Source organism: Paenibacillus sp. p3-SID867, assembly GCF_025142895.1.
Lineage (GTDB): Bacteria > Bacillota > Bacilli > Paenibacillales > Paenibacillaceae > Paenibacillus_AQ.
This window is the reverse complement of sequence record NZ_JAMBDM010000019.1, coordinates 23,926-38,013: the sequence shown is the minus strand read 5'-3', so window position 1 is coordinate 38,013 and position 14,088 is coordinate 23,926. Positions and strand designations below refer to the sequence as shown.

Genomic DNA, 14,088 nt, shown 5'->3' with positions numbered 1-14,088 from the left:
TCATGCAAGATTCTAAAGCTCTCATTGGCGATATCGTAAGTGGTAGATTAAACAAGGAGAACATGAAACAACGTCTCAAAGGCGAAGTCAAGCGGCGAATACTCAATAAAGCAATGCCTTTGCTTATTAAAAACCCTATATTCTGGATTATTCTCGCAGTCCTATTAGGTGTGCTCGCCTTTTTTATGATAATCGCTACGTTAGTCTCATCAACAACGGTAGTAGCTTCATCAGCATTTATAACTGAAAGAGTTGTTCCTCCTCAAATTTATTATCGTGATTTAGATAGAATACTAACAAGTGAGTTTGGGGAGCGAACAGATCCGGTCTTTGGAACAAAAGCCTTTCACAAGGGAATTGATTTTGGTTTACCTGTCGGAACACCGATCATCAGCTCGTTTGATGGTATTGTAACAACGGTAAGCTATCCATCTAGAAACTCATCGGAAAGCAATTACAATGCCGGCATATACGTGGCGATAAAAAGTTCAGATTCTGAACTAGCAACAACTACAAGGTATCTTCATTTGAGTGAGGCATTCGTCGAGCCCGGACAAGCTGTTCGCCGCGGGGAGATTATTGGTCTTTCGGGTAATACTGGGAAGTCTACCGGCCCTCATCTACACTACGAATGGATCCCGGATGGTGAGGAGCCAGTAGATCCTACCCCATTCATAATGTTGATGTCTAAGGCAACGGATACAGCCAGTAAAGAAGCATTCAAACTATTCAATAAGGTGAAGTGGACGAAGGAAAGCGGGGATTATGACTTTTTTTCAGACAAAATGATGTATTTAAGTGGTGTATATATGGAATTTCCCGCTCCGCCATTTAGTGATATTGGAACTGTGACGATACGGAATGTGCATTCTGGAACAAGTGATTCACGAACAGGTGAGGGGACGGATACTGAAACGCCGGAGGAAGCCCCCATAGTCACGGTCCCTCCAAACTTGGGTTCTTTGACACATCCCTTTTTCATGCAGTACGCTGCTGCCGCCCAGGCTGAAGAGCGGCGAAGCGGGGTTCCTGCAAGTATTACGCTTGCTCAAGCCGCGCTCGAGTCCGGATATGGGAATCGAAGTATTTGCAATAACGTTTTTGGTATTAAGGCACAGAAAGGGTATACCGGTCCAACTTGTTCAGCTCAAACTAAAGAAGAGTACGGCGGCAAAATCGTAACAATCATCGCATCATTTCGTGCCTATTCTAGTGTAGAGCAATCCTTCGCCGATCATTCCGCATTTCTTTTAAGAAACTCGCGCTATCGTTTTGCCTTAGCTCAAGACAATCCTTACGCCTTTGCAAACGAGTTACAGCGTGCCGGTTATGCTACAGATAGTCAGTATGCCAATAAGTTAAAGAGCATCATGCGAAGTCAAAACCTCATATCCCTTGACGCCAATGGAGGAATCGATCCAGCAACGGGACAGCCGTTTAACGATGTAGCATTTGTTGGCGGAGGTAGTGGGGGAGGAAGCAGCGGAGGCGTAGGTGGCGATGGTAACGTAACCCTTGTTTTCGGCATCCAGCAATATTTTGGCTACTATGCGAAGCAGGTGCATCGATCCACATCTACGGTTACTGACCCCAAAACGGGGAAAACCGAAACAACTGAAGTAGTTACTCGAACGGATTTAATCGATCCAACCTTTAATAAGCCGATAATAAATTCGGTTAATTACAACAATGTGGTAAACTATGGTAGTTACGGTGAGACTGAATCTCCTGATCTGTATGTAAAAGATCTGCCAGCCGCCATCATAGTAACTCTTTCAAGCGGTACCGATGAGGACCTATTCGTTTCTCACGTCCAATACGTTAGGGGGACATACTAATGAATGCACTTTTAGCTAAACAGCTGCATACCGAAACATATTTTATGTTGAATTTAGAAATCACCTTCACCGGTTTAAGACAATGGTTCCTCATGGCTGGAGAACAATACGACGATGTGCTCCTCTTTCAAGCCGTCCTGATGCCTGAAAAAGCAGCACCTGAAAAGAAAGCTGAATTTGCCCAACTGGTACTGTTCCGGCACGAAGATGTGTTTTTCCAGATGCACAGAGGATTGCCTACAGATGATCCGATCCATCAATTAATGCTACGGATATTAAACGTTCGCACTCTCTATGGGGAAGAAAATGCAGTGCTAGAGCTTTGGGAGACTTTAAACCGCGATCGGATGGAAGAGCAGCCGAAATACAGATCGATTCACGAATTCTTTAGTAGTTAATATCTGGGGCAATAGATAAGGCCAATACAGCCTTCCTATTGCCCCATTTCCTTTAATAGACTATAATTAAGGTATTACGATTAAATGGATTAATTTTCTTTGCTGCTATTTTTCAGCGAAGAGGGAGTATGTTGTCTTTATACGACAACACTAAATAATTGCCTTGATGCAAAAAGGACGGAGCAGACCTTGTATTGGTGTGCTTTATTTTTGCGTTCAGGGCTTTTTTTATTTCTATTTTTGAGAAGGGGGGTAATAGAGACGTGGATTAGTGCGCATTGTTCCCAGACAATCTGCTCAGAAATGAGCAATAAAACTGGGGGATTCATATGAATCTAACTCTACATCAGAGTAGGTGGGGGAGGTTCCCACTAAAGAATGAATGTTGGCATTCTTACCCTAATACTCCGACATGCCTGGTACATTTACTGGTACAAGGTATGAAGCTCGGTGAAGGCGCTGAAAACCAGACCTGAAAAGCGGTTAGGGAAGGTAAGCGGGGGGCCATAAAGTCACTATGCCTAATGCATTAGCGTGAATTCCTGTTTGACGGCTCGAAGTCTAAGACTCACCGAATAAAAGGGAGTCGCCCATTAACATGTGGGTCAATCGTAGAAGTACACTTAATCCTTGTACTTCTATACCACTTAAACTGAGTTGGTGATCCGCGTCCTCCAACAATGGACAAAAGATTGGTTGACGGGCTAGAGGGAGAGGCTAAGGTGAAAATGTAAGGCTACGATGTAGGGAACAATGGAAGTTCGGAAGAGGGTGTTAAGGGAAGTAAATCCCGATACCTCTAGATGTTAGGAAATGACCATCTAATCCGAATGGCGGCAGCCCGTAGTAGTCAGAGATGGGGAAAGCCCGTTACAAGGCGAAGGGGCATAGTCAGTTTTTATCTACATGATCACTCAATTTGTCGAGGAAGCCGTTGTGCGTACCTGACTAACGTCAACGATCTACAGGCCTCAAAGGAGGTGGTCACGTTGACTCAAAAATTCGACTATCCGAAGACAGAGCTAGAACTCCGGGACATACTAGACAAACTTTTCGCGGAAACAAGAGACAAGATTATTTCCAACGACCTACCGAGATTCAAGGGCTTGCTAGAAATTATATCATCAGAACCTAATATTTTATCTGCGATCCATAAAATCAAGGCCAATAAGGGTAGCCAAACTGCTGGGTCAGACGGGAAGAAAATGAGGGATTCAATTCTCGAAAGAGACTACCAAGAAATCATTCTTTTGGTTCGCGAAAATCTAACGAACTACTCTCCAAGACCTGTTAGAAGGGTTTGGATTCCCAAGCCGGGAAAAGAGGATAAGAGACCTCTTGGTATCCCAACAATTCTTGACCGAATCATCCAAGAATGTGTACGAGCAGTGATAGAACCTATTCTAGAAGCGCAGTTCTTCAGACATTCGTATGGGTTTCGTCCAATGCGTGACTCACACATGGCACTCGGTAAGATAACCAATACGGTACACACCACTGGTTATCACTGGATTATCGAAGGTGACATCAGCAAGTTTTTCGACAACGTAAACCACACCATATTGCTTAAAAAGCTTTGGCACATGGGGATACGGGATAGAAGAGTGCTGATGATTATCAAGTATATGTTAAAGGCCGGAATTATGGATGAACTCCAAGTCAATGACCTGGGAACTCCACAAGGAGGAATCATCTCACCACTACTCGCCAACGTATATCTTGATAAACTTGATCAATGGATCGTGAGGGAATGGGAAGAGAAGAAGACGAGACATCATTACAAACGCCATGACAAACGCATCGAGATGCTTCGTAAAAATTCAAATCTTAAACCTGCTTATCTTATAAGGTACGCTGATGATTGGGTTCTTATTACGAGCTCCAAGAGCAACGCCGAAAAATGGAAGAAGCGTATATCATACTATCTCGAAGTCAACCTCAAACTAAAATTATCTGAGGAAAAGACTTTGATAACCAATATACGCAAAAAGCCAATAAACTTCGTTGGATTTAACTACAAGGTAGTAAAAGGAAACTCCCTTACAGGATGGGTTCCTAGAATTAGACCCAACCCAGAAAGGCTAAAATCGAAGGTTTACGAGATATTAAACGATATTAAGAACCTTGGTAAAGGACATCCAAAGCAAACGGAATTCCATTATCAACTAGTTCGCAATTTAACCATCATAAACTCGAAGATTAGGGGAGTTATTCAATACTACCGGGTCGCAACATGGGTTCACATTGATCTCAGTAAATACGCACAACTACTAAGTAGAGCAGGGTATATGAAGTTAAGGAGATACGGAGGATCGTTAACTCCTGCAAATATGGTAGACAATCTCGTTTCTGTACACAGTCAGTACAAATCTAGAATCCCAAGTATACGGCATCAGAATATGACCGTCGGGCTGACGAATCTAAGATTTGCCACATGGCAACGTGCACCATTTAAGAAACAAGAGGAAACTCCGTATTCAAAGGAAGGTAGGAAAATCTACTACGAACGTACTCAAAAGAAACCCTTACAAGTACGAGCGGATGAACTTCTGAGTATATCACTCCTGAATCTGATTGGTACACATCTGACCAATACCAGATACAATTTCGAATACTTCATGAATCGCCCTTATGCGTTTAATCGAGATAAAGGGAAGTGTCGTATTTGTGGAAGATTAGTTGAGCCATACAATGTCCACATACACCACACCAATCCCAACCTAGAACTATCCCATGTTAACCGTGTAAATAATTTAGCCACACTACATGAGGAGTGCCACAGGATGATACACTCATCCTCCAACTTCGAACATTTAGGTGGCCGAATCTGGAGAAAAATTCTGTACTTTAGAGAAATATTGAGCGAGATGTAGATAAGGATCTGATGGAGCGCCGTGTGCGGTGAAAGTCGCATGCACGGTGTGAAGCGGGGGAAAAGGGTGCCATAACGGGTAATGCCGATGCCGTCCCTTACCTATCGCTACCCATAAGGAAAACTGGCCACATGAATTAGAGTGTTTCCGGAAGGCCGTGAACGGAAGTGTCGATGGATACATCATGGAAATCGCCGATCATTATTTAAATGATCGTCTCGAAAATGAGGAGTACGAAGATCGTACATACACACAAATCGATATCGCCGTTGCGATCTTTAACGGGAAAATAATTGAAGGATATTCGAGCGAAGACAATCGAAAAAGGCCATCCCGCTCCATGAAACTAGTTACCCCAAGCCGTTTAATTCTCGGTAAGGATCTTCAGGGGAATTGGTTTATCATTGTAGTTGGATTACTTTCGAGCAAGCATTTCAGGGTGATTACTTGTTACCCACCTGGAAGGCGTTATCTTCCTTATATCGAGACTGATTAATCACCAATTTTTTTGGGGAAATCAAGTTCCGTGATACAATAAGGTCAGAAGGAGGCGTTGTGTATGACGACTCATTGTGACCGTTGCAAAGGGGAGTACGTAAATATGTTAACCACAAAGTCCCAAGTTTTTGAAGGTGGTAAGTTAACCGTATCCGACATTCCCGCTAGGAAATGCCAATGTGAAGTATTGACACAGGTTCCTGATGGTGTAATTGTCGATGGTTATAAGATGCTGCTAGAGAAACATGGAATTATCGGTGATGTAACGGTTTCGTTGGCCAAGCTCAAGGAGCATTTTACACCAATGGATTTTATCAACCCGCACATCAGCACGTGACCTGGAGACATAAAAAGAAAAGTCCCGAGTAGAGTCTAACGTTGAAAAAGCGTGATTCTCTCGGGGCTTTTTTTATTTATAAGATCATAAAAACGAAGGGTTTGATTCTAGTGCCGACTAAAAGTACAGATAAGACCAAAGTGTTGTTAATCGTTTGCTATGTCATCGGGATATGCCTGACGATAGACCGATTGATTTTTGGGTAACGATCCATCGTGAAAGGGGTTAATAGACATGAATGTATTTCAGTACCGATTTAATGGGGGGACGCTGATTGTCACGAACATTCGTGATGAAGATGCCAACTTCATGCAGACGATCGAGAAATACATCGATCTTCTCAATCAGTACAAGGTATACGGTACCGTTGAAGTTACTTTGGGAAATCTGAGACGAAGACTCAATTCAAAGTTAACTTCAATTGCCTAATGCAAACCAAACAAGGCGATAAAGAGAGCGACGACTTAATACGCTCTTTTTTTGTTGCCAAAAGGAGGCCATAAAGATGATTAAAAAGGTTTCGATTCAGCTTAACCGAAGCCTGATTTGCGGTGGGGTAGCAGTCGTTGAGAAGAATGGCATCGATGCTTGTATTTTCTTCGATGTTGTCAAATCCACCCCCATCAAAGTAATTGTCGGCAACCGTGGTAAAGAAGTGCCTGAACATGAAGCAGATGAATACGAACATGCCCTTCTGGAACTGTTCGTAAGACATAATGTACCGCTTCAAATTGGCACATATTCTGTTTACAACGACGTGCTATAGAGAGGAGTAATAGAGTTGCGATTATCCAGCCGTAAACCCATCTGTCTGCTCATGAATCTTGGAGGTTTCGAAACCCGTATGGATGAGCTGCTGACCAAGGCATTCTGCTTAGGAGAAGAAGTATTCTCGTTAACAGGCGAGGGGATCGTTCCTCTCCCAGCTCAAAGTGCCATTGTCCCTGTGAACGTAATGTCCCTTTCTTCAGGTGAGTTGCACGTCTGGTCCTCCTTGGTCAACGAGCAGTTGCAGGAGCGGGAGATGAATGTTGCGAATGTCGTCATCCTCGCTGCTGGTCGTAAATACTGTGGCGTATTGCCCCTAGGAACGATCATCTTTGAAGGCCTTCGGATTGGAGCGTGAGCGATGAAGCTGCAGAGTATCGCATTTAAATGGCATGCGGACGCACCACTGGAAACCGTAGCTCCCATATTACAGCTAGCAGGTTTCACACTGGGTAGGCAAAACATCTGGTCCCGCTCCGTGGGCCATCATAAGCTGGAAATTGAGGCCCGTGTACGGATGAATAGCCCTGATCGGTCTTATTTCTGGATCCGTTGGCTAAATGCAAGGGGTATCGTCGATAAGGGACCAATGGAGCGCCTGATAAGCGATTGGTTTTTTACAGTCAATAGTCATATTCCGATAACGGTCAACTGGCTACAAGTTAAAGTTTCGACTTCTGATTTTAAACCACCTTTATTTGGCTTTTATGAAAGCGTCCCTAACATTTGGGTGAAATCAGAAAAACAGATCCGATTTTCGTTCTATCCTATCCTTGATCATTATTACTTTGAGGTTAGAAACAGCGATATCCGGAAATCAATTCCGCATAATCATTTTTCATTATGGATTGATGAACTGAAACATAATTTACTTGGGCATCATCGTCCAGACGATCAGATCTGCCTTGATCTGAACGTGGGGTAATAGAAATTTTGATCAAGCCGGATCCATTGAATCGGCTTAAGTGATGGGTACGCTTAGGCGTCTGCCCAGGGAGCCATAAAAATACCATTATCGTAAGGAGGGAGCCCCTCTGCTGCAACTTTGGCGGGGGTGTATACCCTCAGTTGCGGTAAGGGCGATTAAAGATGAATAACAAGGTGAACCTTTATAAACTACAATGGATGTACAACCGCCGGGCACAAATGAAAAAGTATACTGTTATCGGTAAACTTTTGTCACGCTAGAGCGGGAGGTGCATTTAATATGTCAATTTCTATTTTAAATGAATCGGCAGTTAGGGAAGCGAAAAACGTCTATTTTCATTCGTGTGACGCCGGCCGTCTCTCTGCAAAAGATTTACTGACGGTTATCCTGGAACCGATTGTAAGAGAGCGATCCATCTCAGCCATGGTGGACGATATTCTGCAGAATGGATTGTCCCATCTGGGCACGCTATCCGAATTTGAATTATCTGTCCTGTTCGGTCTGGATGAAAAGCAGAGTTTTCAGTTGATGTCGGTTTTTGAATTGGCTAAACGAATGAATGCTCCAATTATAAAAGATGAATTAATAATTCGAAGTCCTGTAGATGTGAAAGACGTCCTTCAGGATCTTAAATATTTGGACCGTGAACATTTCGTCACGATCTATCTGAATGCCAAAAACCATATGATTGGTCGTGAGACCATTTCTGTGGGTAGTCTAGATGCCTCCATTGCACACCCAAGAGAGATATTCAAAGGGGCGATTCGTAAAGGGGCAGCAAAGGTATATATTTGCCCATAACCATCCAAGCGGAATACCGGACCCTAGCCCTGAGGACATCATGATTACTCAACGGTTGGCTGAGGTGGGTATCATTGTTGGTATTGAGGTGATGGACCATATCATTATTGGTGGCGATAAATACTACAGTTTTCAAGAACACGGCACATTCCCAGTTCCCAGGGAAATAGGCTTGTCGGAATCTTTATGATGATTGAATCCGTTGTTGAGATATCCGGCTTTAAACTGCATAAGATGGGTGCGCTGAGTGCAACTATTGTTACTTAGAATGAAAAAGGAGGGGCTTTGAAGCTCGTCCCTTTTTATTATGGGATAAAGATTGTAACCCTCTTTCCGCAGGGATGAGGGTTATGGGAGGGATATTCATGCAATATGAGCAAATCGATTTATTTGAGTATCTAGAGGAGATGGAGTTCTCAGAGAATCAAGATTCTCTTGAGACAGATGTTTCATTCCCTTCACCTTGGACAACAGGAATTCAGGACTTCATGGACAGGGCCAGGACATTTGGAAAGAGACAGTTACTGGCGATCCGTACGGCTGCTGCGTGGTTCATCAAGGCAGCCCCTCTTCTGTTCATGTTTCAATACGTAAATGTGTATACGGTGAAACGAGTCTTTAAGGAAGAAGTGGGCAATTACGACTTATACCAATGTTGTGAGTCTGTACTGACCAGCCGTTGGAACGCAGAGGCGATCTCTCTACATTTAAAGCGACAGTACCAAATCAGCCATTGTTGGGGATCCCTCGGTAAAGATCACTGGGCACAGGAGATAGCAGTGCTTGCTGAGGCACGTAGAATGTACGGCCAAATCATACGAAAGTCAGCATAAACTCTGCAATAAATAATCATTGACTGTGAACAGGAAGCAGCATCGTGCCCCGCTTCCTGGGGAGCAGTATAGTCTTTGAGTCAGTAGAAATAGGCTCATCATAAAAGGAGGGAGACCCTACGGTTGTGGGAGGGTTTTCCTCCGCAATCAAACGGGCAAAACATGATCAATCATTTACATGGTGAAGGTCTCAAAAACTTAACGGTAGATACTATGAGAAAGGTTCGGCTGGAGCTTGAACCATTGCTTCGTCGTTGGGACAACATGTGTCCTGAAGACCAGGATCATTACATCGCAACCGAAGTTATGGAATGGACCCTCGGTAGCGGGGAAAATGCAGGCTTGTATATTACTGAAGCTGCTGAGCTATTGCGAGTTGAAGACTTTAAGCCAACAGAGTGCTTGACGACCGCTCATTATTTATTTGAGTTCTTTCTCATTCCCGACAAAGTATCCATTCAACCATGCGGCTCCGCAGCCGGATTGTTTTGGATGGTTTATTTTAAAGATGCCTACATCGCGGCGGGTAAAAAGCTGCAGCAGGCGCTGTGTAAGTCATGCATTGTAATGAGGCATGCGATCACGTTGACAAAGGAGAAACCGGTTCAAGGCGGGATGATGCAGCCCATTAACCGTGTTCTACCATAGGAGGCGCCCATGTCTACAATTCATTTCTTGGCAAAAGCGGAGGCAAAGGAACGGCTATTCTTCCGAAAATACGGAAAACCCGGTTACCAGGTACATACGGTGACTGGCAGAGCAAATACAATTGAACGCGTTACTGAAAAGTACGTATACATCAAGACATCCAGCGGGAACGAAGCGAATCGTATTCCCCGGGAACGTCTGAGAAAAGCCCTAGCTATTCTGTTTCACCAAAGAGTAATCACCTTAAAAGAATTGATCCGGATTCAAAAGTTTTCAAGCGCACTTGCTGCTTTAATCCGGATCATTATGATCGATATCTGTAAGGTACTTCGAACGCCAGCCGGCGTTCGTCTTTCTTTAAAGGGATTGCGATACATTTACTCTGGAATCAGCAAAGGGAAACGTGATGTGAGGATCGTAAAACAGAACGGCGGTTTGTTCGTCTTGATTAACTACTTTACCGTTCGATCGGACACCGCAGCAACCTGGAAGGATAACCTTCGCGAGCTGGGATTTGATTATAAATGCGTCATGCTCGATCCGGGGGAGAAGACCCTTCATGAAGCTAAGCGGAAAGGGAAAACAGTGAAACCGCTCGACCTAGATGAATATGCGGAGTTCGTGAAGCAACACAGTGATATCATCTATCAATTTTTAACGATCGATAAGATTGGGGATCCGGAAACAACACAGGCGAATACGCTTTATTTGGAGCGGGCAGTTGGCCGAAAGCCAATTCCGGTATATCATGTTCAGAATTCGCTGGCCGTGCTGCAGGATTACATCGATCAAGGCTATGAGGTCATTGCCATTGGCGGTTCCGTCTTTGTTGGTCGTAAGCGTCGTGCACAGCTGTTCGATGACATTTTCAAACGCTTCGGTGATATAGCGAATTTCCACGCACTTGGTGTAGGTTCTACGGAATTACTGCTTCAATATCCATGGTTTTCAGCGGATGCTTCATCCTGGCTGAACGGACGGATATTCGGTAAGCTACTCTCTCTTCACGGGACGGTTAGGGCACCAATCTGGATGACCTCGGAGGAATCACTAGCCTTTAACGTCCGAATATTTTCTAGCCTGGAGGATCGATATGATGATATGCAAATAAGCATAGATTTATTGCCACCTCGCTAACCTCCCGCTACAATAGAGTGGACAAGCGTTCATAGTATAAAAGAATGAGTGGTGACATGGATGTCGCATAAAGATACGAAAAACAATTATCACAGTTTTCTTGGGGACTTAAAGGCAACCTTCGATCCGATCTTTCGTAATGCGAGGACACAAGACTCTTCGGATTGGAGAAAAAAAGCTTGGAGTGGTCCCTTGAAATCCTACATAGGGATGTTCAAAGCAGCCGGCACACTTGGAAAACTGGGTGGGGTTGTAGCTCCGCTTATCGGTCCAACTTTGGTGGTAATTGGCGGAATACTAGCCTCCATACCAGTTTGGCTGATTATTGTTCTCCCACTTCTGCTTTTGTTCGGTGTATATTGGATTTTTGTTATTCAACATACAAAAAAAATGGCTACGATGGGGGATCCTCTTTTCCATATCGGTGCATTTAAGGAAAAAAGGCCATTGGAATATAAGCTATGGAAACCTTTCTTGGATAGAAACGGTCCTACATTTGAAGGTCTGTATGATTTTATGATACCGATCTTCAACCCCAACAATGGAGAGGACTTAAAGAGTATTATTGAATACACGAAAGGTCACGTTGCGGCTGTACAAACAGAGAAGGACGAATATCGGACTGCACGTGATTTCTTGAAGAGTGAGGTTGAAAGGTACGAACGGGCTGTTGGATACTTGGTCGATTTGGTTAAAGCTATTAATAAATCACTTTACCGGTACGCCAATGATTGCATGAACTTTTATGAACTGGATTTTGTTTGTGCTTATACGATATATCGAGTGGAAGAGGATAAAATCAGAAAAATCCATGATAAAGGCACAACCGGTGCAAGTCCTTCCGAAATCACTCTAACCGAAGAGAATGCGAGAAAATATGCGGCTGTATACGTTGCAATGCTTCCCAGTGAAGAAGATGGATTTTCCTATAATAATCCATTTCCTGGTCGGACGGTTGCAGCCTATCGTATGAAAATCTATGGGGAGACTTGGATCTGGAACTTTCATTTTGACGATTCCAACGACAAGGCATTGAGTCTGACTCTATCAAATGATATTATAGAGATACGTGAAGTATATCGTCTCGTACAGGCGTTCTGTCTATTATTACAAAAACGAGAGATCGAAGGCAAGGAGGGGATCCAAGATGGTAATGCCAAAAGTCAAAGAGCCAACGAAAATTAATTTCGTGTCCCAAAAAGATATCGAGGATAAAAATCGCAACCAACGCGAGGAAGTCTTAAGGATTCTCGACGATTTAAAGGCTGCACAGCAAGAAGCTGCGGCGGCGTCTGAAAAAAGTTAATAAATAAAGTTACCAGACCTTGGTGTATGCCAAGGTCTTTTTTCATTTTTTTTCATAGTTTAGATCAAGTAGATTCGGGCAGACTGATTGCTAATAGAGAATTCATTAGGTGGTGATCAGTGAAATATGCCGAATCGAAAAGTCGTGCCTTTTGTGACGAAGCCGAAAAAGGTTAAGTTTAAGTCTCAAGATGAAATCACCAGGGAAAATCGAAAAAAGAGAGAAGAGACTATTAAAAGGTTGGAAGAACGAAAGCGATAAACCCGTTTTCCTTTTTCGTTTTTGAATCTAGATCCCTAGGAGGCTTCGCGCACCAAGGGGTTTTTTATTTCTGAGATCTGATTGTTCAAAGAAAATAAATGAGGAGGACGTAGCCCTACCGAAGGCGCGGGAGCGTTCTTTTATTGAACTAACGGGCAGGATAGATCAGTCACGATAGCTCTAAAAGGCAGACCGACAAGTTTTGCGGCAGCCGTTGTTAATTAAGGTAGGATTGTACTTATGCTTGCCAAATAGGAAATACTTTAATTATATGGATAGGTAATGTTGATGAAGGGGAGCCTCTTATGAAAATCGCTTTAGGGTTTGTACACGGCATTGGGAAGCAAAAAGAAGAATTTCACGAAACGATGGCGGGAGCAATACGTGTAAGGCTATCCGAGATTTGCCCAGAGATCGAATTGATTAGCGAAGGCATTTATTGGGCAGATATTACCGATCGTATTGAGGATGAGCTTAAAGAGAAGCTCGCACCTAACAGTTTACACTGGGACGAGCATATTGATGCTCGCGGGTTCGCAATAAGCTTTTTAGGAGATGCAATCGCCTATCAGCCACTTCCCCATAAAGAAGGGGATGATGAAACGAACTACATCTATAACGCAATCCACTTGCGCTTTTACGAGAAGCTTCAGGAGCTGGCGCAGTGTGCGGGGCCCAACGCTCCGCTGTGTATTATTAGCCACAGTTTGGGTACGATCATCGCGAGTAACTTCTTGTACGACCTTCAAAACGAGAGGCTCCCAAGTGGCCCGCTTTCTTCAATTAGTGAGAATCAATCTTCACTCGTCCGCGGTGATACCGTCACACATTTTTACACGATGGGTAGTCCGATTGCAATTTGGACAATGAGGTATAAGGATTTTGGCCGGCCTATTGCATTTCCCTCACCAGCTCTTAAGGAAGCGGGGCTTCCTTATGGCGAATGGGTTAATTTCTATGAAAAGATGACGTTATCGCTTACCCTCTCAAGGGCTTAAGTGCGCAGTATGATACATCTGTGACCGAAGATGTAGAAGTCAGAAATCCTGGGTTCCTGGCCAGCACCCCTCTAAACTCACATGGCGGGTATTATCGTTCGAAGACGGTGATTGATCGGATAGCAAAATCGCTAGCTGATCTGTACAACCAAACAAGCCAGTTATCGAATCAGTAACGCAATACTTGTTACTCTAGGCTCTAAATACATTCGTACCAAATAAAACAGCAGCAGTATTGGACTTTATTTTCTTGTCCATGGCTGCTACTGTTTTTGATGTCGGGGACTAATAAATTGGAGTAATACCTCATCGGAGAGAACCATGAATCGAATTGACCAAGCACAGCCCGCGCTGCTCTTGCTTGGCGCCATATTTCCCATCAGCGCGCCAAGCGTGGTTTTAATGGAGTGATAATACAAAAAGTATTCACTGATGCGACGAACGCTGATTTCTTCTTACACCCT

Annotated in this window: 17 protein-coding genes; all 17 read left to right on the top strand. The window is 43.7% G+C overall.

Features of this window, described 5'->3' with window-relative positions:
- Positions 1-2: 2 nt before the first annotated feature.
- The 17 genes from M4D81_RS28290 (at position 3) to M4D81_RS28210 (ending at position 13,624) form a co-directional block, all read left to right on the top strand.
- A complete protein-coding gene (locus M4D81_RS28290; RefSeq protein ID WP_260068862.1) occupies positions 3-1,838 on the top strand; it encodes a glucosaminidase domain-containing protein in 1,836 nt (611 codons plus the stop codon).
- Entirely contained in the window at positions 1,838-2,236 is a 399-nt protein-coding gene (locus M4D81_RS28285) for a hypothetical protein (protein WP_260068861.1), read from the top strand. The genes M4D81_RS28290 and M4D81_RS28285 overlap by 1 nt, the downstream gene beginning before the upstream one ends.
- A gap of 989 nt (positions 2,237-3,225) precedes the next feature.
- Complete coding sequence (gene ltrA, locus M4D81_RS28280) at positions 3,226-5,109, top strand: group II intron reverse transcriptase/maturase (RefSeq protein ID WP_260068860.1); 1,884 nt, start codon at positions 3,226-3,228, stop codon at positions 5,107-5,109.
- A gap of 184 nt (positions 5,110-5,293) precedes the next feature.
- Positions 5,294-5,605, top strand: coding sequence for a DUF4258 domain-containing protein (locus tag M4D81_RS28275; RefSeq protein WP_260068859.1), 312 nt, complete (start codon positions 5,294-5,296; stop codon positions 5,603-5,605).
- 105 nt (positions 5,606-5,710) lie between these two features.
- Entirely contained in the window at positions 5,711-5,944 is a 234-nt protein-coding gene (locus M4D81_RS28270) for a hypothetical protein (RefSeq protein WP_244235591.1), read from the top strand.
- A 234-nt stretch (positions 5,945-6,178) separates the two neighbouring features.
- Positions 6,179-6,373 (top strand): hypothetical protein, encoded by a 195-nt coding sequence (locus tag M4D81_RS28265; RefSeq protein WP_260068858.1) that lies wholly within the window; start codon positions 6,179-6,181, stop codon positions 6,371-6,373.
- Between the two features lie 76 nt (positions 6,374-6,449).
- Positions 6,450-6,710, top strand: a complete 261-nt coding sequence (locus M4D81_RS28260; RefSeq protein ID WP_244235592.1) for a hypothetical protein — start codon at positions 6,450-6,452, stop codon at positions 6,708-6,710.
- 15 nt (positions 6,711-6,725) lie between these two features.
- Entirely contained in the window at positions 6,726-7,070 is a 345-nt protein-coding gene (locus M4D81_RS28255; RefSeq protein WP_119851418.1) for a hypothetical protein, read from the top strand.
- Between the two features lie 3 nt (positions 7,071-7,073).
- Entirely contained in the window at positions 7,074-7,637 is a 564-nt protein-coding gene (locus M4D81_RS28250) for a hypothetical protein (protein WP_260068857.1), read from the top strand.
- Between the two features lie 282 nt (positions 7,638-7,919).
- Positions 7,920-8,441 (top strand): JAB domain-containing protein, encoded by a 522-nt coding sequence (locus tag M4D81_RS28245; RefSeq protein WP_260068856.1) that lies wholly within the window; start codon positions 7,920-7,922, stop codon positions 8,439-8,441.
- Positions 8,442-8,481: 40 nt separating this feature from the next.
- Positions 8,482-8,631 (top strand): JAB domain-containing protein, encoded by a 150-nt coding sequence (locus tag M4D81_RS28240; RefSeq protein WP_260068855.1) that lies wholly within the window; start codon positions 8,482-8,484, stop codon positions 8,629-8,631.
- 175 nt (positions 8,632-8,806) lie between these two features.
- The gene (locus tag M4D81_RS28235; protein WP_260068854.1) at positions 8,807-9,274 is read left to right on the top strand and encodes a hypothetical protein; all 468 of its coding nucleotides are present in this window, start codon (positions 8,807-8,809) and stop codon (positions 9,272-9,274) included.
- A gap of 162 nt (positions 9,275-9,436) precedes the next feature.
- Complete coding sequence (locus tag M4D81_RS28230) at positions 9,437-9,922, top strand: BC1872 family protein (RefSeq protein ID WP_260068853.1); 486 nt, start codon at positions 9,437-9,439, stop codon at positions 9,920-9,922.
- A 9-nt stretch (positions 9,923-9,931) separates the two neighbouring features.
- Complete coding sequence (locus tag M4D81_RS28225; protein WP_260068852.1) at positions 9,932-11,059, top strand: hypothetical protein; 1,128 nt, start codon at positions 9,932-9,934, stop codon at positions 11,057-11,059.
- A 60-nt stretch (positions 11,060-11,119) separates the two neighbouring features.
- A complete protein-coding gene (locus M4D81_RS28220) occupies positions 11,120-12,244 on the top strand; it encodes a hypothetical protein (RefSeq protein WP_260068851.1) in 1,125 nt (374 codons plus the stop codon).
- Complete coding sequence (locus M4D81_RS28215) at positions 12,207-12,365, top strand: hypothetical protein (RefSeq protein WP_162939252.1); 159 nt, start codon at positions 12,207-12,209, stop codon at positions 12,363-12,365. Before M4D81_RS28220 ends, M4D81_RS28215 begins: the two co-directional genes overlap by 38 nt.
- A 566-nt stretch (positions 12,366-12,931) precedes the next feature.
- Positions 12,932-13,624, top strand: coding sequence for a chemotaxis protein (locus tag M4D81_RS28210; RefSeq protein ID WP_260068850.1), 693 nt, complete (start codon positions 12,932-12,934; stop codon positions 13,622-13,624).
- Positions 13,625-14,088 lie beyond the last annotated feature (464 nt).

Excerpts from the sequence above, each read along its gene's own strand:
- M4D81_RS28290 (WP_260068862.1), top strand. The coding sequence starts at position 3 with ATGCAAGATTCTAAAGCTCTCATTGGCGATATCGTAAGTGGTAGATTA.
- M4D81_RS28285 (WP_260068861.1), top strand. The coding sequence starts at position 1,838 with ATGAATGCACTTTTAGCTAAACAGCTGCATACCGAAACATATTTTATG.
- M4D81_RS28275 (WP_260068859.1), top strand. The coding sequence starts at position 5,294 with ATGGAAATCGCCGATCATTATTTAAATGATCGTCTCGAAAATGAGGAG.
- M4D81_RS28270 (WP_244235591.1), top strand. The coding sequence starts at position 5,711 with ATGTTAACCACAAAGTCCCAAGTTTTTGAAGGTGGTAAGTTAACCGTA.
- M4D81_RS28265 (WP_260068858.1), top strand. The coding sequence starts at position 6,179 with ATGAATGTATTTCAGTACCGATTTAATGGGGGGACGCTGATTGTCACG.
- M4D81_RS28260 (WP_244235592.1), top strand. The coding sequence starts at position 6,450 with ATGATTAAAAAGGTTTCGATTCAGCTTAACCGAAGCCTGATTTGCGGT.
- M4D81_RS28250 (WP_260068857.1), top strand. The coding sequence starts at position 7,074 with ATGAAGCTGCAGAGTATCGCATTTAAATGGCATGCGGACGCACCACTG.
- M4D81_RS28245 (WP_260068856.1), top strand. The coding sequence starts at position 7,920 with ATGTCAATTTCTATTTTAAATGAATCGGCAGTTAGGGAAGCGAAAAAC.
- M4D81_RS28240 (WP_260068855.1), top strand. The coding sequence starts at position 8,482 with ATGATTACTCAACGGTTGGCTGAGGTGGGTATCATTGTTGGTATTGAG.
- M4D81_RS28235 (WP_260068854.1), top strand. The coding sequence starts at position 8,807 with ATGCAATATGAGCAAATCGATTTATTTGAGTATCTAGAGGAGATGGAG.
- M4D81_RS28230 (WP_260068853.1), top strand. The coding sequence starts at position 9,437 with ATGATCAATCATTTACATGGTGAAGGTCTCAAAAACTTAACGGTAGAT.
- M4D81_RS28225 (WP_260068852.1), top strand. The coding sequence starts at position 9,932 with ATGTCTACAATTCATTTCTTGGCAAAAGCGGAGGCAAAGGAACGGCTA.
- M4D81_RS28220 (WP_260068851.1), top strand. The coding sequence starts at position 11,120 with ATGTCGCATAAAGATACGAAAAACAATTATCACAGTTTTCTTGGGGAC.
- M4D81_RS28215 (WP_162939252.1), top strand. The coding sequence starts at position 12,207 with ATGGTAATGCCAAAAGTCAAAGAGCCAACGAAAATTAATTTCGTGTCC.
- M4D81_RS28210 (WP_260068850.1), top strand. The coding sequence starts at position 12,932 with ATGAAAATCGCTTTAGGGTTTGTACACGGCATTGGGAAGCAAAAAGAA.